We start from the raw sequence: 20,537 nt of genomic DNA, 5'->3' as shown, positions 1-20,537 counted from the left end.
GACCCAGGTTCAAAACTCTGCAAAAGGCAAGGAGTTTGCGATGGCTGATTCAAGCAAGAAAATGGGCCTGATGGGGCTCACGACGCTGGTAACGGTCAACATGATGGGCTCGGGTATCATCATGTTGCCCACCAACATGGCTCAATTGGGTGCCGTCTCTTTGTTGTCGTGGATTTTCACGGCGATTGGTTCGATGGCCATCGCCTACTGCTTTGCCCAGTGTGGCGTCTTCTGCTCACGCTCCGGCGGCTTGTCCGCCTACACCGAAGAAGCCCACTCAAAGTCGGGTTTTTTCCTCTGCTCGTACCTGTACTTCCTGTCACTGGCCATCGCCAACGTGGCCGTGGCCATTTCGGCGGTGGGCTACATGACCGCCTTCGTGCCCTGGCTGGGTACGGGTGCGATTCCACTGTGCGTCGGCACGATCGGGCTGATCTGGCTGACTACCTTTGCCAACTTCGGTGGCCCTAGCATCACCGGCAAGATCGGTGCGTTCACGGTGTGGGGCGTGATCATTCCGGTCGCGGGCCTGAGCATCATCGGCTGGTTCTGGTTCAAGCCTGATGTGCTGGCCGCCGCCTGGAATCCGCACAGCGTGGCGATCTCCGAAGCCATTGGCAAAGCCATACCCCTGACCCTGTGGGCCTTCCTGGGCATGGAGTCGGCGGCCCAGGCCACCGATGCCGTGGAAAACCCCAAGCGCAATGTGCCGTTGGCCTGCCTGTTCGGTACCCTGGGTGCCGCCGTGGTCTATGTGCTGTCGACCACCGTGATCCAGGGCATCATTCCCAACGCTGAGCTGGCCAAATCCTCCGCACCCTTCGCGCTGGTCTACGCCACGATATTCAGCCCGATGGTCGGCAATATCGTCATGGCCCTGGCGGTCATGGCCTGCGTCGGCTCGCTGTTGGGCTGGCAATTTACCCTGGCGCAAACGGCCAAGATGACGGCTGACCAGAACCTGTTCCTCAAGCTGTTCAGCAAGGTCAACTCCATGAATGCGCCCGTCATCGGCATGATTGTCTGCGGCGTGCTGCAGACCCTCATGGCCCTGTCGACCATCTCGCCCGATGCCGCCGCGCAGTTCAGCAAGCTGGTCAGCCTGGCGGCAGTCACCAACCTCATCCCCTATATCACTGCGCTGACGGGCCTGCTGGTGATCATGCACAAGGCCGGGGTCTCGTCAGCGATTCACACGCGTAACGTGGTGGTCTTGCTGATTGCAGTCACGTACTCCTTGTACGCCCTGTATGCCTGCGGCAAGGACGCAGTGATGGGCGGCACCCTGGTGCTCGCTTTCGGCTACCTGCTCTATGGATTCCTCGCCAAGCGCTTCACCGACGCGCCAGCGGCCAACCAGGCCAGGGCCGCAAACCCTTAGGCGTGGCCAACAGGACTGCACAGACATCTGCATACGGGGAAACCGGACATGAACGTACCATTTGCCACAACCACCAGACTGCTGCTTGCCTTCGCACTCTCGACGCTGCCGCTAGTGGCTGGCGCCAACACCGTTGAACGCGTGCGCAGCAGCCACACCTTGACCTTGGGCTACTTGCCTGACCTGGCCCCTTTCAGCAAGCAGGAAGGCGACAAGGCCAGCGGTTACGCCATCGACCTGTGCCTGAAAGTCGCCGACAAGCTCAAGAGCGAGCTGGGTCTGCCCGACCTGCAAGTGCGCTACCAGCCCGTCAAGATTTCGGACGAGGTCAACGCCGTGAGCCAGGGTAAAGTCGATATCCTCTGCACGCCGACACCGCCCACCCTGGAGCGGCGCAAGATGATCAGTTACTCCATACCGATCTACACCGCCGGCCTCTCGGTCGTTGTGCGCAGCGATGCTCGCGAACCGCTGCTCAATGTGCTCAATGGCAAGGTCGCCAATACCGGCCCGACCTGGCGTGCCAGCATCAACAACGGTCTGGCCAACCAAACCTACGCGACCCTGGAGGGGGGCGTGACCGAAGACTGGATTCGCGAACAGATGCGCCTGCTCAACGTGATCGCTTCGCTGGTGACCGTGGACAACAACGACGAGGGCATCAAGCTGGTCGCCGAGGGCAAGGCCGATGCCTTCTTCTCCGAACGCATGCTGCTGCGCAACGAAGTCACCAAGGAGGGCGCGGCAAAGAACCTGATGCTCCTGGACCGCATCTTCGAGTACTCGCCGGTGGCGATGATCGTGGAGCGCAACGACGAAGACTTCCGCTTGCTGGTCGATATGGCCCTGAGTGAAGCCTATCACTCGGGGTTCATAGAAAAGGCCTACGACCAGTACCTGGGCGGAACCAACGCTACCGTGAAAAAACTGTTCAGGGTGTATGCGTTGCCTTAGTGGCATCGTGCAAACCCGTGGCGAGGGAGCAAGCTCCCTCGCCACGGGTGATTTGATCGGCTCGGGCCAGCATCAATCCGCGAAGATCATGGCGAAGTAGCCGGGGACCGTCAGCAGGACTCCTGAGACTTCTGTCACTGAATAACAGCAGAAAACTTAGTCCACAGCATTTATCAATCAGGTCGACGAGCCTCCTCAAGGGGACCTGCTACAGTTACCCAGTGCTTGTTCAAGGCAGTACTTGCAGTCAAGTAGCAAACTACTCAGGAGCTTTGTTATGCGAATCATCGCGGCCGCTGTGTGCACACTGCTATTCTCCCTGGCTTTGCCATCAATGTCGTTTGCCGGTTCAAATTGCGATGATGCGGGCAGTGCAAGTGATGTCAGAAACTGCGTAAAAAACAACAATGATCAAAAAGGGAAAGGCAATTGCAATGACAACGGCAATTGCGGCAAGGCCAAGGATAAGGCCAAAAATAATGCTGATGATTACTCGGTCAGTTGCATGGAAATCAATAACCTTGTCCTGCGTCGTCAGTGCCTTGATAAACGCAGAGATTGAATGTCGGGATTGCGCTGTGATCAACGGTGCGCCGGGCATAGTTGCCTTCACAAATCCCGGCATCCGCTGCGATCGCTGCGCTAGTTGGATTTGCCACTACCTGCATTGCCCGGAATTACAATCCGTTGCATGAGTGACGTCCTGTCGCGAAAAAAGCCGGCAATTGTGCAGGGGCTTGAAGGCCAGTCAAATAAATTTGAAATGCATGGCGATGCTCGACAGAATCGCGCCCCTGTCTGGCCGAAGGTGTCGGACGTTCGTGGTGAAAAGGGGCCGCAGTTGAACGAGCAGACTTTGTCCATGCGCCTGGAGCGCGTGGCGGCGCATGTGCCAGCCGGTGCGCGCTTGGCCGATATCGGTTCGGATCACGGCTACCTGCCGGTGGCGTTGATGCACCGTGGCGCCATCGCGGCGGCGGTGGCCGGCGAGGTGGCCTTGACGCCGTTCCACTCGGCCGAACGCACCGTGCGCGAAAACGGCCTGGACCAGCAGATCACCGTGCGCCTGGCCAACGGCCTGGCGGCGATCGAGCCGGGAGACGGGATCACGGCGATCAGCATCTGCGGGATGGGCGGCGAAACGATCCGCGACATCCTCGACAGCGGCAAGGCATGCCTGAGCGGTCAGGAACGCCTGATCCTGCAGCCCAACGGCGGCGAGCAGCCACTGCGTCAATGGCTGATGGAAAATGGCTACCGCATCCTCTGCGAGGAAGTGCTGCGGGAAAACCGCTTCGACTACGAAGTCATCGTCGCCGAGCGCGTCGGGCCGGTGGAGTACACCGCCGAGCAGCTGTACTTCGGCCCGTTGCAGATGCAGGCCCGCAGCCCGGCGTTCCTGGTCAAGTGGCAGCGCAAGCTGCGCCAGAAGCAGAAGACCCTGGCCCACTTGGCCCGGGCGCAGCAAGCCGTGCCCGAGGAGACAGTACAGGACATCGCGCGCCAGGCCCGGTGGATCAGCGAACTGCTGGCTTGAGCACCGTCCCGGCTCGTTTGGTGTTTCAGGTAGCAGCGCTGACTGCTACGCCTTTTTCCCCCGACGCAACGTCATGCAGGGAAATCCTTGAAGTTTCCGGCAATGCCAGTCCGCCCGCCAGCGCGAGCAATGCAATCGCGATCAGATAGAACGCCGGCGACAAGTTGCTGCCGGTCGTGCTGATCAGCCACGTCGCCACCAGCGGTGCGGTGCCGCCGAAAAGGGTATACGCCATGTTGTAGGTGATAGCCGAGGCGGTGTATCGAGTACGGGTAGGGAAGGTTTCCGAGAGCAGGGCCGCCGTTACCACGCCACACAACACCGCGCCAATCGCCAGGAGCATGACGCCGATGATGGACGCGGCGAACGAGCCGGAGCTGGCCATCAGGAACGATGGATACACCACCACAATCAACAGCGCGCAAGCCGTCATCACCGTAATGCGACGCCCGACCCGGTCCGAATACAGCCCGGCCAGCGGGCAGATCGCTGCAGCGAACAGCAATGCAATCAGTGACACCAGCAACGCTGTTGCGCGACTCAGGCCACCGGCGACTTGCAAGTAGGTCGCGAAATAGGTGGTGAACATATAAAACGAGAGTGCCGTGAGTGACACAAAAGCACCCAGGCAACAGATCGCCGCACCATGGTTGCGCAAGGTTTCCTTGAGTGGGGAATGGGCGACTGCGTGTTCCTCGGTCACCGCCTGGAATGCCGGTGTCTCATCGAGCTTCCAGCGCAGGTAAAGACCCACCAGGCCCAGCGGTGCGGCAATCAGAAAGGGCAGGCGCCAACCCCAGCTACCCATAGCTTCAGCCGATAATGACGCCTCGAGTGCGTAGGCCACCACGGCTGCCGCGGCGAAGGCGGAAAATGTCGACACCGGAATGAAGCTGCCGTACCAGGCGCGTTTATCACGCGGTGCATGCTCCATCAGGTAGGCACAGGCACCAGCGTATTCTCCGCCGGCGGAAAAGCCTTGGGCGCAACGGATCAGGGACAGAAGAATCGGCGCCATGACCCCGATTGCCGCATAAGTGGGCAGCAGACCGATCAAGGTCGTCGCTCCGGCCATCAGCAGAATCGTCATCGCAAGGGTTCGCTTGCGGCCGATCCTGTCCCCCAGCATGCCGAAGAAAATCCCTCCAAGGGGTCGAAACGCAAAGGCCACGGCGAATACCGCAAAGGTCTTGAGCAGCGCGGCACTGGCATCGCCGCTGGGGAAAAATTGCTGGGCGATGGTCGTGGCCAAAAAGCCGTAGACGGCGAAGTCGAACCACTCGACGAAATTGCCGATGCCGGCGGCCACAATCACTTTTCTCAGCGTTGCTGGGCTGACTTGTTCTGTCGTTGCGCTTGTCATGCTTGACCTCGGCAGTTCGTGAGTATGCTATCGATTATCGGGGCAGGCACAGCGGCGGCTCACTTCAAAAGTGTCACCCACATAGTCAGTACCGACTTCATATCGTTGAATCAGGCATGATTCGCGCCAGATTGGCCGATAGTCGCGGGTTGCCAAGGGCGCTATTGACCGAGGGTGAAAAAAGGGCGGTGTTTTTCTCGAATTTGTAAAACGCTGACGGTATTGTCGATCGCCGGGATCAGATCGATTTAAAGGGATGAAGATGACATTGACAGTCGAAAGCCTGGTCAGGATCGCAATGGCCAATCCAGTAAACACAGAAATTTCCACCCGCTTACCTGAGCTCGGTTTGAACCAATGCCTGCTCACGGCCGGTTGCTTGTTCCAGGCCGTGTGGAATCACCAGTCACAGCTCCCGCCAGAGTGGGGAGTGAAGGACTACGACGTCTTTTACTTCGATGAGGATCTGTCCTGGGAAGCAGAGAATGAGGTCATCCAATCAGGTGAGCGTCTGTTCAGGGATCTCGACGTGAACATTGAGATCAAGAATCAGGCTCGCGTTCACCTGTGGTACAGCCAGCGGTTTGGCGGGGACTATCCTCAGCTTCAGTCGGCTAAGGACGGGGTTGATCGCTACCTGATTGCCGGTACCTGCATTGGATTGGATGTTGCAACTGGCGAGGTCTATGCGCCCAACGGCCTGGCCGACACAGAGCACGGGCTACTTCGAATCAATCCAAAGAATCCCAGGCCAGACCTGTTCGATCAGAAGGCCAAAAGTTATCAGGCTCGCTGGCCCTGGCTCAGGATCGTAGAGCCCCCACTGCCGGTAGTGCCACGACTCTGAGAAGAGTGAAGAGATCAAAAAACCATGACATGGCTGTAACCGGGCGTGGGGGCATATCCGGATTTGCAAGCTAACGCTTTAAAAAGCACGAACTTGATCGTCTGGCGATACCGTTCAGTTTTTCTTCTTGATCAGTTTATTCATGTAGTACTTCAGGCTAAAACGATCTTTGGGTCTCGGTTTGTAGTGGGTTTTGTTTCTTTGTGCCGGATCGATCGCCATGGTTCCTGCGGTGTAGTAATAAAGCGCGATAGACCTGCGGGTGATGTGCTCCGGAGTCGTCAAAGGCTCTGGGTGCCCATGATTGCTGTCTTTGTCTGTGTTGAAAATGACACAGCGATTATAAATGGGCAGGACTTTTTTAAGGCAGGTCTTCATGCCGACATCCCAAAGTTCCAGGTTGCCGCCGTATTCCTCTTGCCAGTCTTCATTCAGATAAATGATGATATTCAGTCTGCGCTCAACATTAAGTTTTTTGTTGAGCCTGAAGTCCGAGTGTACCCCGAGGAAACCACCGCTTTTGGTTTCATGCAAGCCGCCACCGGTATAGTAGGGGTCGGGTATCAAACCTTCGATACCCGTGAGCTTTTCAAGAAACTGCAACATGGGGGCCGAGTTAAAGGCGTTGAAAACAGTCTTCAAATAGGGGTCGCATTCGTTGGGGCTGATTTGACGTTTTCGTTGACCCTTATAGCCACGCTCGTAGTGCATTTCGTTGTTGGTTGGCTCGACCGGGAAGTGCGAGCAGATGCTCGCAATCAGGTCTTCGTGCAAGAAGTTGTCGATGACTATGTGCGGAAATGGCGTAGCCTGAACATAGCTACCGGTCAACGAGGCACCAAAGGCGCTGGCGGCATTTTGGTCGAAATCAAGCTCCGGTGACAGGGTGATAGGTAGTGCTTGAGTGATGGGTGCCATTACCGCTCCAATGACTTGATATAAAGACTTATGGGTGACTTAAAACAGCGTTGAACGCACTGCTCGTTGTGTCTATTCGTCGCTTGGTTTTTTTCTGTCATCCTTGTTCAGCCGCTTAAGGATGTTGTTGTACATTTTGGTTCGTCTATGAGTTTTATCATAGCCGCCAGCCGCTGCGACAGTGCCGGCCTGAATGTGATCCAGATAGCTGAAGATTTTACGCGGTGATAACATTTCAACGGCATAGCCAAGCTCGGTCATGCGGTCTTGGAGAGTATAGCCGGGCACGCGATCATCCATCGAAAAATGCATGTTGTGCTGTTTGACAAGTTTGCAGTTCCACAATGTACAGAAGCTTTTCAAGTACACTTCCTTGTACGGTTTTGGTTCTCTGGAACGCAATCCCATGGAGATTTTCAGGCGTCTGAAATGGTGTTTGAACAGTCGTGAGCTAAAGCGCCAAAGCGTTCTCGTGGCACCACGGTTTATTTGCTCAACACAACCGACGGCCACGACTTTTGGGTTTTTCAAGCATTTATTCAGCATCATCGGAAAAACATTTTTATCGAAAATAAATGTATCAGTGTGCATCAGGAATAAATAATCGGTATCAATTCGCTGCAGAACCAGGTCAAGTGCTTTGCCATGCGCGATATGGCCTGCTTCTGGCTCAGAAACAGAGCGCTCGATTAGATTGATCCAGTCAAGCGTTCGCAAATACTCAGTGCTTTCATCGGCGGAATAGTTGTCAACTACCCATACCGGGACGCTGTTGCTGCCAAAATGCTGGTGCAATAAGTCCAAGCATATCTTGGTGATTTCTGGTGTTTTGTAATTTACTATAACTATGCTGAAGGCTTTGGAGCTTTCGGCCAGTAAATCAGGGTTGTTCATTGTTCATGTGCTCAATATTGTAATACTTAATTGTGGAAATAATTTAATCTGCATGCAACTTTTGCTTGTTTTTCGCGCAAAATCTTGGGTAATGATTGAGCACAATTTGTTTAGTCGCTTTGTCATGCATAATAACCATGTCTGACTCAGACCTGACGGAGAGCAGTAGAAGCGGACTTCATCGTATAAGGATCTGCTCTATAGGTAAACATCCGTGGCCTGATTCGTTACATCCGCAGGCGGGTCAGGCGAGCGTCTTGGTACGGTGTGAACCGAGCTTGCGTAAGGCATTGCACGCCGCGTACATGGGCCGGTTGAGCGTGTATGGGGGCGTGGCTGGGCCAGAAAGCTGAAACGGGGGCGAGTAAGGTTGTCGTCTGGTTTTGTGATGGGTTGCAGGGACACTTTCTCCATTGGATCAAAGCAAATACAGGACAGCAAAGGACCACAACCAGCCGATGCCGAGGGTGAAAAACAGGTAGAAAACCAAAAACATCAAAGGGTGATGCCACATGGCACTAACCTCCCAAAACCCCGTGTTTTTACAGGGGTGCCTGGTAAATTGGGTACCGAGAAACTCATGGAGTGGAATTAGCAATAATCAAGCCATTTGAGTAAAAGAAGCCTGGCTACCAGTCCCGGGCCTCCAGCGCTGCAAGCTGCCTCCTTCAGACGAAAACCGACACTGAATCCACCCCCGAAAAAGTGAGATTCCCCACATGTGGGGGCGTGCGTTCGGATGCTACCCAGCGGGAGCCTGAGACCAAGCCAGTGCCAGGGGCGATCAACGCCTGTTTCCAATGTTATGCAGTGAATGCGCACCATGGGAATCTGGTTCAATGCTCCAAGCTGATATCATTGAAGAATTTAAAGGCCGAGTAGAAAAACATGAATCGTCGTAAAAAGTTAAATCAGATACTAAAGGCTAACGCCAAGAAGGCTAGTGCCAAACTGGCACCGAAAAGCAAGTCAAAATACATCAGTAAAGCGGACCGATTGAAGCTGGCTGCTGAATCAAGTGACGACTCAATCACTTCCTCTGAAGGCTGAGTTATTCAGCTTCGGCACCACCGGAATCTACAAATTTGATTGGGCTATACATTCCGATGGTACGTACCGCGAAGACGCGGCCTGACACTACATTCAAATCGAAGCCGCTTGGCGGCGCTGAATCGAACCCGCGGCCTATCGAATGCCGGTACCCGCCATGGACTCTGGTACCCACTGCGCCGTCGATAGCGGCTCGATGTAGCGGATGCCGCCATGAGGGCCCACCACGCCATTGATATTGTAGGTGCCTCGCGACAGGTCGTACGTCATGAAAGGCGTGGCGTCCGGGACCTGCTGGTCATAGCTCTGGCTGAAGAACGCGAAGGAGCCACGGTACAGCTGGCCACTGGTGTCGTACTGATCGGAGGCCACCGCGGCCCAGGTGTCTTCATCCAGGTAAAAGCGGCGCTTCTGGTAGATGTGCGTTGCTCCGGGCTTGAGGTTGCCCTCCACGACGTAGACCCGGTGCTTTTCCCAGCGTACGAAGTCCGGCGCAATGAAATTGGGGGTGGTCAGCGATTTGGCGTCGCGGGCGTAGGTCAGTTTGTAAGTGTTGTAGGGCACGATCATTTCCTGCTTGCCCACCAGCGTCCAGTCGTACAACTCGAGTGCACGGGCAGTACCGGGGTTGGGTGTGTCGTAGGCCAGGATCGAAATCTGTTTGACGCGGCGTTGGGCAGGCATGTACTGCCAGGCGCGGCCAGGGAACTGCGCCGGGTTAGTGGCGTTCTTGAGCATGATCGACTCGCCGGCTCGGCGCGCTGGTCCGGTATAGGACAGTTTCAACTGATAGTAAATGTCGGAGCTGTTGATCGGCTTCGACATGTTCTCGTAAATCGGGAAGGAGACAAATGCCTCGCCGGTGACCGCCAGGCTCGGTACGCCCGCCGTGTCGACGCTCCAGGAGTCGTACTTGGAATGGATGTTGACGCCCTGGTAACGCAGCAGGAAGTTCCACATCGCTTCGGCGCCGGATTGCGGAATCGGGAACGGCACCCCGGGCATCACATTGTCGATGGCGATCCCGCCATTGAGGGACCGGGCGGCAGTGGCATTCCTGCGGCTGTTGTCCAGCACCGCCTGCGGGAGCGATGCCGTGCGGTGGGTCGGATACACGTCGATGCGAAAGCCGGGGTAGCGCCTGGCCAATGCCACGGTGGTGGCGGTCAGCATGCCTTTGTACGAATCGACGTTCTTGCCGTTGATCACCAGCAGCGGTTTTTCGTGGGCAAAGGGGTCCGGACGCATGCTGTCGCCAGTCTTGAAGCTGGAGGGGGCAGTGGTCAGGCCACCGCTGTAGGGCGGAATGGAGCCATCGGCATTACCGGCCTTTTCGGCACCCACCCACGTCAGGCTGGTGCCCAGCCGGGCGGCTTCCTGACTCGATACATAGGCTTGTGCATCGATGGCCAGTGCCATGAGGGGGACAGCAGCCAGAAAACTTTTCACGAATTTCATATTGTTATTCTCCTGCCTGGCGTACCAGGCAACTCGTGACTCAGGCGCAACAGTCGCAACCGTCGGTTCAATCGCCAGAGACTTTTTCAGAACTACCATTTAAAAGCTCCCCCATCGGGGGCGCTTTTCATTTGACGACAGATCCTTGGCTATTGATGACAGAACCAGCGCCCGCCGAGGGCGGGTTCGTTCATGGCGGTGTGGCTCGAAAACGAGTCTCACGAGATGCCACTGCGGCCGGGTAGACGCAGGAGGCATGCGCAAGCGGGTGAGCTTGGGGGAGGGCGGTACATGGCAGGCGAATCAGTCGAGCAGTGACACCAGCCGTGGTTCGATTGACCGGGCATGCAGATCAAGCAATGCCAGCGTGACAGGCAGCTTGAAGCGTCGGCGTCCGGCGCTGCCCGGATTCAGGAACAGCCGTTCTGCGCGCCATTCAATGCACGGTTTGTGCGAATGGCCGGTGATCACCAGGTTGATACGGCTATCAAGATTGCTCGCCACATCAGCGATGTCATGCACCAGCAGAACTCTCCAGCCGTTGAGCTCCAGGCGCAGACAATCGGGTAACTCGCGCGCCCAAGGTACGTCCAGGTCATTGTTGCCACGCACTGCATCCACCGGCGCGATTGCGGCCAATTGGTCGAGGATCTGCGCGCAACCGATGTCGCCCGCGTGAAGGATGCGATCACAGCCTTGCAGGACGGCAATCGCTTCGGGGCGGAGCAAACCGTGGGTGTCGGAGATGACGCCGACTTTCATCGCGGGCGGCTCGAGCGGCATTCATGTTCCAGAAAATCGGCAAGTAACGCGTTCAAGCGGATGTCTCCTGTGCTGAGCTTTGTTGAACGAAGCGGTCAATCAACCACCTCGCAGCCGGCCCCGGTGGCAAGTCCGTGCGGTAAATGACGTCGAAGGCGTAAATGCCGCTCTTGTATTCCGGAATGTTCAGTTGCACGAGTCGGCCGCTCTCCAGGTCTTCCTGGACCATCGGGGCTGGCATGTTCCCCCAACCGATGCCTTCACGCAGCAGCATGTGCTTGGCGCCCAGGTCCGCCAGACGCCAGGTGCGGTTACTGAGCACGGCGAAATCCTTGTCCTTGGTCAGGACCGATCGATCGGACAGCACCAGTTGCGTGAACTCTCGCCCGGCGCCCGGAACATTCGAGTCGCTTGATGCCAGAGGATGATTCGGGGCCGCCACCGGAATCAACTCGACACTGCCGACACCCATTCTTTCGATACCGTCGATGCCCTCGTTCATGGGGCCGCTGACACCGATGATTGCGCCGCGGTTGACCACCAGTTCAGTGACCGCGCCGAGGGCTTCCATATGCAAGTGCAGGGCAACCGTAGGGAACTCTTCGCGAAAGGATTTCAGTGCATCCACCACGCGTTCGGGGGGCAGCATGACATCGAGCACCACGTGAACTTCGGCTTCGAGCCCCTGAAGCAGGCCTTTGACCTTGGCGCGTAATCCATGAACACCGTTGGCGATGGTCCTGGCTTCGGCCAACACCGTGCGGCCGGCATCGGTGAGTTGGGGTTTGCGGGTCGTCTGGCGGTCGAACAGCGACACACCGAGCTGCATTTCAAGGTTGGCGATCGAGTAGCTGACGACCGAAGTGGCGCGATGAAGTTTTCTGGCGGCCGCCGCAAAACTGCCGACTTCCACGACCGTCAGGAACACCCGCAGTTGGTCCAGTGTCGGTGTTCCGGGGTCAGAGATCATGCCTGTTTCCTTGAATCAGACGTCGCTTGGCAAATTGCACGATTGAACTCCTTTACCGGTGATGTGGGTTTGCTTTTCTAATTTATCGAATCTAATGATCTAAATTAGTCAGCTATTCAGGTTAGCTGACGAAGAGCAACATTTCCTCACCAGGGCGGTTCCTGTCGAATCGCACCCAATTGAAGGAAATACCCCATGACGACTTCTGCAAACATCGCTCAAACAACCACCTCTGAACAGAGCCGTTCCGATGTCACCCAAGCCTCGGCCTCGTTGATCGGCCGTGTACTGCTCAGCGCCATCTTCATCCTTTCCGGTTTTTCGAAACTGGCCGCTCCGGCAATGATGGTCGGCTACATCAGCTCGGTCGGGCTTCCGCTTCCTCAATTGGCACTGGCAGTGGCGATCATTGTAGAGATCGGTGGTGGCCTGGCGTTGATCGCCGGTTACCGCACCCGCACCGTCGCCGCCGTACTGGCCGTGTTCAGTGTGTTCACCGCACTGGCGTTCCATAACGCACTGGGCGATCAGAACCAGTTCATCCACTTCTTCAAGAACATCGCGATGGCCGGTGGCCTGTTGCAGGTCGTCGCTTTCGGTGCCGGTCGCTTCAGCCTCGACGCCCGTCGTCGTTGATACCCCCGCGCTGCGCAGGGCCAGCTCCCTCGCAGCGCAATATTTTCTCCCTCTTTTTTCAATAGTCGAGACCTCCATGAAAGCCCTACGCGTGTACGAATACGGCAGTCCTGAAGTTTTGCATCTGGAAGACATTGCAGACCCAGTCGCGGGTGTTGGTGAAGTGCTGATCGATGTCGCCGCAGCCGGGGTGAATCCGATTGACTGGAAAATCCTGTCCGGCGCCATGAAGGCATTCATCCCGTTACCGCTGCCTTTTACCCCGGGCGTTGAAGTGGCCGGCATCGTCGTCGCGCTGGGGGAGGGTGTCACTGAGTTCAACATCGGTGATGAAGTGTTCGGCTTCATCAACATCGTCGGTGGCTATGCGACCAAAGCGGTTGCCCAGGTTTCCAAGCTGGCGCTCAAACCAAAATCCCTCAGTGCCTTGCAGGCCGGTGCTGTCCCCGCAACGGCCCTGACGGCCTGGCAGGCGCTGACCGAGCACGCTGGCGTGCAACGTCGCCAGAAGGTGTTGATCCATGCCGCGGCCGGTGGCGTGGGCAGCATGGCCGTGCAGATTGCCAAGTACCTGGGGGCTGAAGTCTACGCAACGGCCTCTGCACACCATCATGCCTACCTGAAGGAAATCGGAGCGGACTACACCATCGACTACACCACCCAGGCTTTCGAGGAACTGGTGTCCGGCCTCGATGTGGTACTGGATCTGGTGGGTGGCGAAACACAAACCCGTTCGTTTGCGGTACTGAAAAGAAACGGTGTGCTGGTATCGCCGGTGAGTGCTCCAAACATGTCGCTGGCCAACGACTACGGCGTGACGCTCGCCAACTTTGCCACCCGCTCGGATGGTCGGCAGCTTTCGCTCATCGCCGAACTGTTCGACAAGGGACACCTCACGGTCGACGTTGAGGCATACCCCTTGAGTGAGGCGAAAGTCGCAATCGAGAAAAGCATGGGCCGTCACTTACGGGGCAGGCTTGTCCTCGATCCAACGAAGTAAGTTGTCGTCAGTCATCCCCGACAGGATCAGGCAAGTTGTCAGAAGGATCTGACTAACTGGTCGACCGGCGTTATCCCTACTTTGGACTGGCAGCGAGACACCGTTCTCGCGTCACCAGGCACTCAAGTGAGGGATTAAGGTCATGTCGAACATCTCGAAAAAAGTCGTTCTGATCACCGGCGCGAGCAGCGGTATAGGCGAAGCGACCGCGCGTCTTTTAGCCAGCAGCGGTGCCCATGTCGTGCTCGGCGCACGTCGTACGGAGCGCCTCGAAATACTCTGCGCCGAGATCAACGCCAGCGGTGGAAGTGCCCACTTCCAGGCGTTGGATGTCACCCGGCGAGCCGATGTTCAAGGGTTTGTCGACTTTGCCCTGGACCTGCATGGCCGGGTCGATGTGATGGTCAACAACGCCGGGGTGATGCCGCTGTCGAAACTCGAGGCGCTGAAAGTCGCCGAATGGGATCAGATGATCGACGTCAATATTCGCGGTGTCTTGCATGGTATCGCGGCCGATTTACCGCTGATGCAAAAACAGCAATCAGGCCAGTTCATCAATATCGCATCGATTGGCGCCTACACCGTCAGCCCCACGGCATCGGTCTACTGCGCGACCAAGTTTGCAGTGCGCGCCATCTCGGAAGGATTGCGTCAGGAGGTCGGCGGGGACATTCGTGTCACGGTGATTTCGCCCGGCGTGACCGAGTCCGAGTTGGCCGAGAGCATTTCCGATGAAGGCGGGCGTGCCGAGATGCGCGAGTTCCGCAAGATCGCCATCCCAGCAATGGCCGTCGCTCGCGCTATCGCTTACGCCATCGAGCAGCCTGCCGATGTGGATGTCAGTGAGCTGATTGTCCGACCAACCGCCAGTCCGTTCTGAATCGAGGGTTTGAACATGACGGTTAAAAAATCTGCTGAACAAGACAAGTACGTCGGTATGTGGGTCACGGCTGACGGGCTCATTCGCCATGAGCTTTTACCGGGTGGTCGATACGATGAAGCCCGGGGCCGGAAGGCGAGTGCCTACCAGGGGCAGTATTGGCTGGAAGGTGACCACATCGAGTACGTGGATGACACCGGCTTCACGGCTGATGGGGAGTTTCGGGACGGGATTCTCTATCACGCAGGCATGATTCTTTTTCGCGAGATGTAGAAGCCGAGCGTTGTAGTGGCGGCTGCTCATTGGAACCAGTGCGAGCACAGCCGCCACCCGCCATTGACTATCGTTCTTGTACCCGATCAACAGCTCGCCTCACCTGGCTCAACAAGTGATCGACATCCTCGGCAGTGGTGGCGAACGAGGTGACGAAGCGAACGACATTCGGTCCCCAGCGATCATGGTAGAACCCGAAGCCGGCCTTTAGCAGCGCTTCGATTATTGCCGAGTCCAGCCGACAGAACAGGATATTCGCCTCGGTGCCGCCGAGCACGTCAACGCCGCTCAAGCCTTCAAGCCCCTGCGCCAGGCGCTGGGCGGCAGCGTTGGCCTTGCGTGCGTTGCGCAGCCAGAGATCGTCGGTCAGGTACGCATCGATCTGCGCCGACAGGAAACGCATCTTGGAAAAGAGATGACCTGCACGCTTGCGGCGGTAACTCATCTCGGTGGCGAGGGAGGTGTTGAACAGGACGATCGCTTCCGCTGCCAGCGCGCCATTCTTGGTGGCACCAAAGGACAGGGCATCCACACCGGCCTTCCATGTCATCTCGGCCGGGGAGCAGCCAAGCGACACCAGGGCGTTGGCAAAGCGCGACCCATCCATATGCAATCCAAGGGAAGAGGACTTGCAGACCTCACCAATGGCTGCGATTTCATCCAGGGTGTAGATGCTGCCGACTTCAGTGGCCTGGGTGATGCTGACGCAGGCGGGTTGGGTCGTATGCACGTCGCCGACTTTCTCGCGAGTCCGCTCGCGCAGTCGGACGATATCCAGCTTGGCTGCCGGGCCGTCGACGGTCATCAGCTTCGCACCGTTGGAAAAGAACTCCGGCGCGCCACATTCATCGTTGTTGATATGACTGGCCGGATGGCAATAGATGTTGCCCCAGGGTGGCGTCATCGTGCTCAGGCTCAAGCCGTTGGCGGCGGTGCCGGTGGGCACGAGAAAGACTTCCACGTCGCGCTCGAAGATCTCGCAGAACTTGCGTTTGACCTGCGCCGTCAGCTCGTCGGTGCCATAGGGACTCGCCTGGCCCGCGCTGTGTTTGACGATGGCTTGTGCCACCTCCGGCGATGCGCCGGCGATGTTGTCACTTGAAAAACCCAGCGCGGGCGGTCTGTTTGTTTCACCGTTCATCATCCAGTTCTCGGCTGCGCAGGCGAAGGTGTTTCGCCTGGATTGGCGCATCCTATGGAGGGTGAGGGTTGCCGCGCTTGTAAAAAATTGACGGTCGCTTGATGGCCGACGGCCTAAGTCCTGTAGCGCGAGGGCGCGACGCCGAATGCCTGTCGAAAGGCGCGGTTGAAATGGCTTTGATCGTAAAAGCCGACGGCGTGGGCGACATCGATGATCGGTTGCCCGCTGCGAGACAGCAGGTCACAGGCCCGTTCGAGGCGCAGGCGAAGCAGCCACGCGTGTGGCGTCATGCCGACGGTCCGCTTGAACTGCTTGAGAAACGGGAAGCGCCCCAGCCCACAGAGTCCGGCGAGATCATCGAGGGTGATTCGCTCATCGATGTGGCTGAAACAATAGTCCCTGAGGCGAGACCATTGCAGGGGCGATAGCGTGCCGGTAATCGTTTCGGGCCTGGTCGCCCGTGACTGGCTCAACAGGTGTTCAAGCAGGGTGATCCATTGCGTCTGCACCGCCAGGCTGCCTGGCCCAACGGCCTGCTGCATCGTGTCGTGCAACCCGCGCAGGTTGCTGGCAAGCCCCGCGTCCTCCAGCATCACACCGGTCAACTCAAGCTCTCTCGGTTGACCGCTGATCTCCTCGGTCAGGCTCGCGACCAGTGCCTGGGACAGACGGAATGTCTTGAGCGTATAAGCGTCGCCGCCCTCGGGCACACCATCGTGGATTTCACCCGGCGGCATCAGGGCAATCCTTCCCGGACCTAAAAGAAACGACTCGCCTTTGGATCGATGACGCTGGATGCCTTCGGTGACCAAACCAACGTGGAAATCGAGGTGGTAATGGCGATCGAAACCGGAGTCTACAAAGCGTGCGGACCCCAGCACCAGGCCTGGTACTTCGGACACGTGATGGTACTTGGCATGCTCAGTCATGGGACCCGTTCAACAATCGGCGAGGAGGGCGAGGCACTCAAAGTTTAGGTTCACAGGAGGCATAGATCTATGGGCTGACAGCAATGGGCGCGATTACTGATACACCGGCGGTGCGTCTACCGCATTCATTTTCTGGATCACCAAACCGATGAACGCCGATACCGCGAGTGGCAGCTGCCGGCGGCTCGGATACAGCACGTTCAGGCCGTAGCCTTTGGGCTGGTATTGCGGCAATACCGGGACGAGCGCTCCGGCCTGAACGTCGAGCCAGGCCATCACGGGTGGCAGCAGTGCGATGCCGAGGCCGGCCACGGCGGCCCTGCGCAGTGCCTGTGCGGTATTGCCACTGAAGCGCCCGGCAACTTGTACTTCCTCCTCACCCTTCGGACCGACCAAGCGCCATGTGGCGTGGCCGCCGGGTTGCGCGGAGATCACACAATCGTGGTTTACCAGGTCCTGCAACGTGCGGGGTGAGCCGTGCGCGGCAATGTAGGCGGGGCTTGCGACCATTCCGACGCTGCGCGGGTCAAGGATCTGACGGCCGACAAAACCGGAATCGTGCAAGGACCCGCCGCGAAAAGCGACGTCGATCTGCTCTGCAATCAAGTCTGCCTTCGCATCGCTGAGTACAAAGTCGAGCCGCACGCGGGGATGCGCGGCGAGAAATTCGCTCACCCACGCCATCTGGAAGAAATCGAAGAAATCCGCTGGTGCCGCCACACGCACCAGGCCGCTGGGCTCGTTGCTGCCCGTCACCAATGCCTGTCCGGCTTCAAGCAAGCCGTCGACTGCACCTGCGCAGCGCTCATGGAAGTCCTGGCCTGCACTGGTGAGCGTGAGCTTGCGGGTGGAACGTTGCAGCAGCCGTGTGCCGAGATGCACCTCGAGCTGCTGGATGCGGCGACTTACGGTATTGGGCGGCATGCCCAGCCGTCGTGCCGCCTGCGCAAAGCTGCCGCAGCGTACTACCTGCACGAACATGGCGATGTCATTGAGGTCGAGCATGGCCGGTCATTCCTCGCGTGGGTGGACGAGTGCAATCCAATTGTATCGTCTAATCAAGCAATCGGTCCCGCTCTATTGTTTGAGGTATCGGGCCGCGAGGCTTCCCACTTCGAGTGATCATGATGAACCTTCTGCAACCACCTCACATCGCGATGGACCCCGACTCTGCACGCGAAACCGGAACTCACCGCGCAATCAGCTATCGCACCACAGGCAGCGGGCATGGCGCGATTGTCCGGTTGATGAGTCCTGGCGATCTTGGCCACCTGATCAAGCCGTTCGTTTTCCTAGATCTGTTTGAAGGCGAGAGCTCATTCATCAACGGCATGCCCATGCACCCGCACTCGGGCATCGCCACCGTTACGGTCATTACCGAAGGCAATTTGCGCTTCGAGGATGCTGGTTCGAGTACCGGGATGATTGACTACGGCGGTGTTGAATGGATGCGGGCGGGAGGCGGAGTCTGGCACGGCAAGGAAATGTCGGTCGGTACATCGAAGCGGATTCAGGGTTTTCAACTGTGGGTTGCACTACCACCGGCGCTGGAAAACGCCAGTGTCGACAGCCAGTACCTGGAGTCAAGCGTGATGCCTGAAGTGGGGCCGGCGCGGGTGATTCTCGGCTCGTACCAGGGTGTCCAGAGCCCGGTGCGTGCTCCCGCTGGCATGAATTACCTGCTGGTCACGCTACGAGCCGGGGAATCCTGGACCTATGTTCCACCCAATGGGCACGAGTCATTGTGGTTGAGTGTCAGCCGCGGCGTGTTGTCTGCACCAAGCTTGGTCAACGCAGGAGAGATGGCCATATTCGAACCCGGTAATGGCGCAGTGACGCTCAAAGCGCTGAACAAAGACGCCGTCTTCGTGATTGGTTCAGCAGAACCTCATCCCTACGATCTGGCGCTGGGAAACTACTCGGTGCACACCAACCCGCAAGCCTTGCGTGCGGGAGAGACGAAAATTGCCGAGATTGGCGTTCGCTTGCGTGAGTACCTGAAAAAGCCCAACGGGTCAGTCAGCGTACCGGTATTCAAATAACCCATGAACCATGGTGGCGCGCCATTCGAGTCAGGATGGCGCGCCTGTGCCACTTCGCAGTCGCCGCCCCCTAACTTTGTGGCACCACCCGCGCTTCGTTTCCGGCACCCTCGACATAAACGTTCATGCCTTTTTTCAGCCCCGGGTTGATCGGCTGGGTCACCTGAACCAGTACGCCGCTGTGGGTGCGAACGATGATCTGCTGTGCGTCCACGGGCTTATCATATTTTTTCTTTTCGACGTAGTTGCCGCCTGCCGCACCAGCCAGTGCACCGGCGACCATCGCCACATCCCGGCCTGTACCCTGGCCGATCAGGCTTCCCAGGGCCAGACCGCCAATACCCCCCATTATGGCGCCGACACCGCTATCGTGATTCGTCTGCATCTGGGTCTGGGTAATCTGCTCGATTTTCCCCGAGCGAATTTCCATCTCGCCAGCGCCTCCGCTCCCGGCGCCAACCGCGGCACAGCCGCCAAGCACCAGACCAAAAAGCGTAATCGTCAGCCAGGAAGCGATTGTTTTCATCGTCGAACTCCATTTTCAGAGGAAGTGGATCATGCAAACGTATCCATTCACGTTAGACGAGAATGCCTGACTCGCTCGGTTGTTTGGCTGCGCAGCAGGTTGCGCGATGCCTGCGGTGAGTCCGCCGGGTCGCGAATGAACACCGCTGCGGCTGGACGTCGTGCACTAGCTATCGCTGAAGAAAGAGTAACGCCGCGAACGGATCGGTCAGGGTGCTGCTTGCCACGAAGGGTCAGTGGCACAAGCGCCTGAACTGCTTGATCCAATATAGCTTGAACGCAGTCTTATATTCCATAAAGGAAGTGCAAAGTATTTTTATAGTGCGTTTTAATCTATTCAGTATTTTGAATCGATTGGAGCACTTGTCTGTGAAAACTAAGGCGCTTTTACCTTTTGGCTTGGCATTACTGGCTACCTGCCCGACGGCTTTCGCGGGCGCCACTCTGGATCGCGTAACCAGCAGCGGGGAGCTGACCGGCGTTCTGATGGAAAGCTATCCGCCATTCTCCTTTCTCAATGAACAGAACCAGCTGGACGGGTTTGACGTGGATGTCGCCAAGGCTGTTGCGCAACGGTTAGGGGTGAAGCTGAAGCTGCAAACACCGTCCTGGGATGTCATCGCTGCCGGACACTGGAACGGACGATATGACATCTGCGTCTGCTCGATGACCCCGAGCAAGGCACGCACCGAAGTGTTCGACTTCCCGGTGGAGTATTACCAGTCACCGGCCGTGATCGTGGTGAATGCCAAAGACAAGAGCATTGCCACGGGCAAGGATCTGTCAGGTAAAAAAGTCGGTGTGATCAGTGCGTCGACCTATGAAGCCTATTTGAACAAGGATCTGGTGATCGAGGGCGCCGAGGACAAGCCGTTGAGCTATCCATTCGAAAGCGTCCAGGTCGCGCCATACGACAACGAAACGGTCGCCTTCCAGGATCTGGCCTTGGGCACGGGGGATCTGGCCTTGGGCACGGG

At 57.6% G+C, this 20,537-nt stretch carries 22 protein-coding genes; 12 read left to right on the top strand and 10 right to left on the bottom strand.

All coding sequences use genetic code 11. The features are described 5' to 3' along the window. The first annotated feature begins 40 nt into the window (after positions 1-40). From potE to AC1DVE_RS28735, 4 genes are all read left to right on the top strand, one after another. Complete coding sequence (potE, locus tag AC1DVE_RS28750; protein ID WP_223455816.1) at positions 41-1,381, top strand: putrescine-ornithine antiporter; 1,341 nt, start codon at positions 41-43, stop codon at positions 1,379-1,381. Between the two features lie 48 nt (positions 1,382-1,429). Beyond that, on the top strand, positions 1,430-2,335 hold the full coding sequence (locus AC1DVE_RS28745; protein ID WP_223455815.1) for an amino acid ABC transporter substrate-binding protein: 906 nt from the start codon (positions 1,430-1,432) through the stop codon (positions 2,333-2,335). 277 nt (positions 2,336-2,612) lie between these two features. Further along, positions 2,613-2,897 (top strand): hypothetical protein, encoded by a 285-nt coding sequence (locus AC1DVE_RS28740; RefSeq protein WP_223455814.1) that lies wholly within the window; start codon positions 2,613-2,615, stop codon positions 2,895-2,897. A gap of 279 nt (positions 2,898-3,176) precedes the next feature. After that, complete coding sequence (locus AC1DVE_RS28735) at positions 3,177-3,872, top strand: tRNA (adenine(22)-N(1))-methyltransferase (RefSeq protein ID WP_317848725.1); 696 nt, start codon at positions 3,177-3,179, stop codon at positions 3,870-3,872. A gap of 25 nt (positions 3,873-3,897) precedes the next feature. Here the strand turns inward: AC1DVE_RS28735 and AC1DVE_RS28730 are convergent, their stop codons facing one another. Next, positions 3,898-5,235, bottom strand: coding sequence for an MFS transporter (locus AC1DVE_RS28730; RefSeq protein ID WP_223455812.1), 1,338 nt, complete (start codon positions 5,233-5,235; stop codon positions 3,898-3,900). A 262-nt stretch (positions 5,236-5,497) separates the two neighbouring features. On the opposite strand from AC1DVE_RS28730, the gene AC1DVE_RS28725 reads away from it, so the two are divergent. Continuing rightward, positions 5,498-6,082: a nucleotidyltransferase family protein gene (locus tag AC1DVE_RS28725; protein ID WP_223533206.1), complete on the top strand. Its 585-nt coding sequence runs from the start codon at positions 5,498-5,500 to the stop codon at positions 6,080-6,082. Positions 6,083-6,196: 114 nt separating this feature from the next. Here the strand turns inward: AC1DVE_RS28725 and AC1DVE_RS28720 are convergent, their stop codons facing one another. Together AC1DVE_RS28720 and AC1DVE_RS28715 are read right to left on the bottom strand one after the other, a co-directional pair. Next, positions 6,197-7,000, bottom strand: a complete 804-nt coding sequence (locus tag AC1DVE_RS28720; protein ID WP_223455811.1) for a 2OG-Fe(II) oxygenase — start codon at positions 6,998-7,000, stop codon at positions 6,197-6,199. A gap of 72 nt (positions 7,001-7,072) precedes the next feature. Then, positions 7,073-7,894 carry a glycosyltransferase gene (locus AC1DVE_RS28715; RefSeq protein ID WP_223455810.1) on the bottom strand — a complete coding sequence of 274 codons (822 nt, stop codon included), beginning with the start codon at positions 7,892-7,894 and terminating at the stop codon, positions 7,073-7,075. Positions 7,895-8,782: 888 nt separating this feature from the next. On the opposite strand from AC1DVE_RS28715, the gene AC1DVE_RS28710 reads away from it, so the two are divergent. Then, complete coding sequence (locus AC1DVE_RS28710; protein ID WP_223455809.1) at positions 8,783-8,944, top strand: DUF2986 domain-containing protein; 162 nt, start codon at positions 8,783-8,785, stop codon at positions 8,942-8,944. Between the two features lie 135 nt (positions 8,945-9,079). Here AC1DVE_RS28710 and AC1DVE_RS28705 read toward each other — a convergent pair whose 3' ends face one another. The 3 genes from AC1DVE_RS28705 to AC1DVE_RS28695 form a co-directional block, all read right to left on the bottom strand. Then, the gene (locus AC1DVE_RS28705; protein WP_223533174.1) at positions 9,080-10,402 is read right to left on the bottom strand and encodes a DUF1329 domain-containing protein; all 1,323 of its coding nucleotides are present in this window, start codon (positions 10,400-10,402) and stop codon (positions 9,080-9,082) included. 303 nt (positions 10,403-10,705) lie between these two features. After that, entirely contained in the window at positions 10,706-11,164 is a 459-nt protein-coding gene (locus tag AC1DVE_RS28700; RefSeq protein ID WP_223455860.1) for a metallophosphoesterase family protein, read from the bottom strand. A 52-nt stretch (positions 11,165-11,216) separates the two neighbouring features. Further along, positions 11,217-12,134, bottom strand: coding sequence for a LysR family transcriptional regulator (locus AC1DVE_RS28695; RefSeq protein WP_223455807.1), 918 nt, complete (start codon positions 12,132-12,134; stop codon positions 11,217-11,219). Between the two features lie 195 nt (positions 12,135-12,329). Here AC1DVE_RS28695 and AC1DVE_RS28690 point away from each other — a divergent pair, with 195 nt between their 5' ends. The 4 genes from AC1DVE_RS28690 to AC1DVE_RS28675 all read left to right on the top strand — a co-directional run bounded on the left by AC1DVE_RS28690 (position 12,330) and on the right by AC1DVE_RS28675 (position 14,923). Then, on the top strand, positions 12,330-12,770 hold the full coding sequence (locus AC1DVE_RS28690; RefSeq protein WP_223446919.1) for a DoxX family protein: 441 nt from the start codon (positions 12,330-12,332) through the stop codon (positions 12,768-12,770). Between the two features lie 76 nt (positions 12,771-12,846). Further along, positions 12,847-13,770, top strand: a complete 924-nt coding sequence (locus tag AC1DVE_RS28685; protein ID WP_223455806.1) for an NADP-dependent oxidoreductase — start codon at positions 12,847-12,849, stop codon at positions 13,768-13,770. A 142-nt stretch (positions 13,771-13,912) separates the two neighbouring features. Beyond that, on the top strand, positions 13,913-14,650 hold the full coding sequence (locus AC1DVE_RS28680) for an SDR family oxidoreductase (protein ID WP_477784371.1): 738 nt from the start codon (positions 13,913-13,915) through the stop codon (positions 14,648-14,650). 15 nt (positions 14,651-14,665) lie between these two features. Next, positions 14,666-14,923 carry an Atu4866 domain-containing protein gene (locus AC1DVE_RS28675; protein WP_223455804.1) on the top strand — a complete coding sequence of 86 codons (258 nt, stop codon included), beginning with the start codon at positions 14,666-14,668 and terminating at the stop codon, positions 14,921-14,923. A gap of 67 nt (positions 14,924-14,990) precedes the next feature. On the opposite strand, the gene AC1DVE_RS28670 is transcribed toward AC1DVE_RS28675, so the two are convergent. From AC1DVE_RS28670 to AC1DVE_RS28660, 3 genes are all read right to left on the bottom strand, one after another. Further along, the gene (locus AC1DVE_RS28670) at positions 14,991-16,067 is read right to left on the bottom strand and encodes a threonine aldolase family protein (RefSeq protein ID WP_477784370.1); all 1,077 of its coding nucleotides are present in this window, start codon (positions 16,065-16,067) and stop codon (positions 14,991-14,993) included. Between the two features lie 110 nt (positions 16,068-16,177). After that, positions 16,178-16,993, bottom strand: coding sequence for an AraC family transcriptional regulator (locus tag AC1DVE_RS28665; RefSeq protein WP_223455802.1), 816 nt, complete (start codon positions 16,991-16,993; stop codon positions 16,178-16,180). 93 nt (positions 16,994-17,086) lie between these two features. Next, a complete protein-coding gene (locus tag AC1DVE_RS28660; RefSeq protein ID WP_223455801.1) occupies positions 17,087-17,998 on the bottom strand; it encodes a LysR family transcriptional regulator in 912 nt (303 codons plus the stop codon). Positions 17,999-18,120: 122 nt separating this feature from the next. On the opposite strand from AC1DVE_RS28660, the gene AC1DVE_RS28655 reads away from it, so the two are divergent. Then, the gene (locus AC1DVE_RS28655; protein WP_477784373.1) at positions 18,121-19,035 is read left to right on the top strand and encodes a pirin family protein; all 915 of its coding nucleotides are present in this window, start codon (positions 18,121-18,123) and stop codon (positions 19,033-19,035) included. Between the two features lie 70 nt (positions 19,036-19,105). Here AC1DVE_RS28655 and AC1DVE_RS28650 read toward each other — a convergent pair whose 3' ends face one another. Further along, positions 19,106-19,561 (bottom strand): glycine zipper 2TM domain-containing protein, encoded by a 456-nt coding sequence (locus tag AC1DVE_RS28650; RefSeq protein WP_223455800.1) that lies wholly within the window; start codon positions 19,559-19,561, stop codon positions 19,106-19,108. A 368-nt stretch (positions 19,562-19,929) separates the two neighbouring features. Between AC1DVE_RS28650 and AC1DVE_RS28645 the strand changes: the two genes are divergently transcribed. After that, the coding region (locus AC1DVE_RS28645) for a transporter substrate-binding domain-containing protein (protein WP_477784369.1) at positions 19,930-20,537 on the top strand (608 nt) is incomplete at its 3' end.

The organism is Pseudomonas sp. P4_B4 (assembly GCF_056402255.1).
Note: the sequence above shows the minus strand (reverse complement) of the source record. Positions and strands in the feature narration are given on the sequence as shown.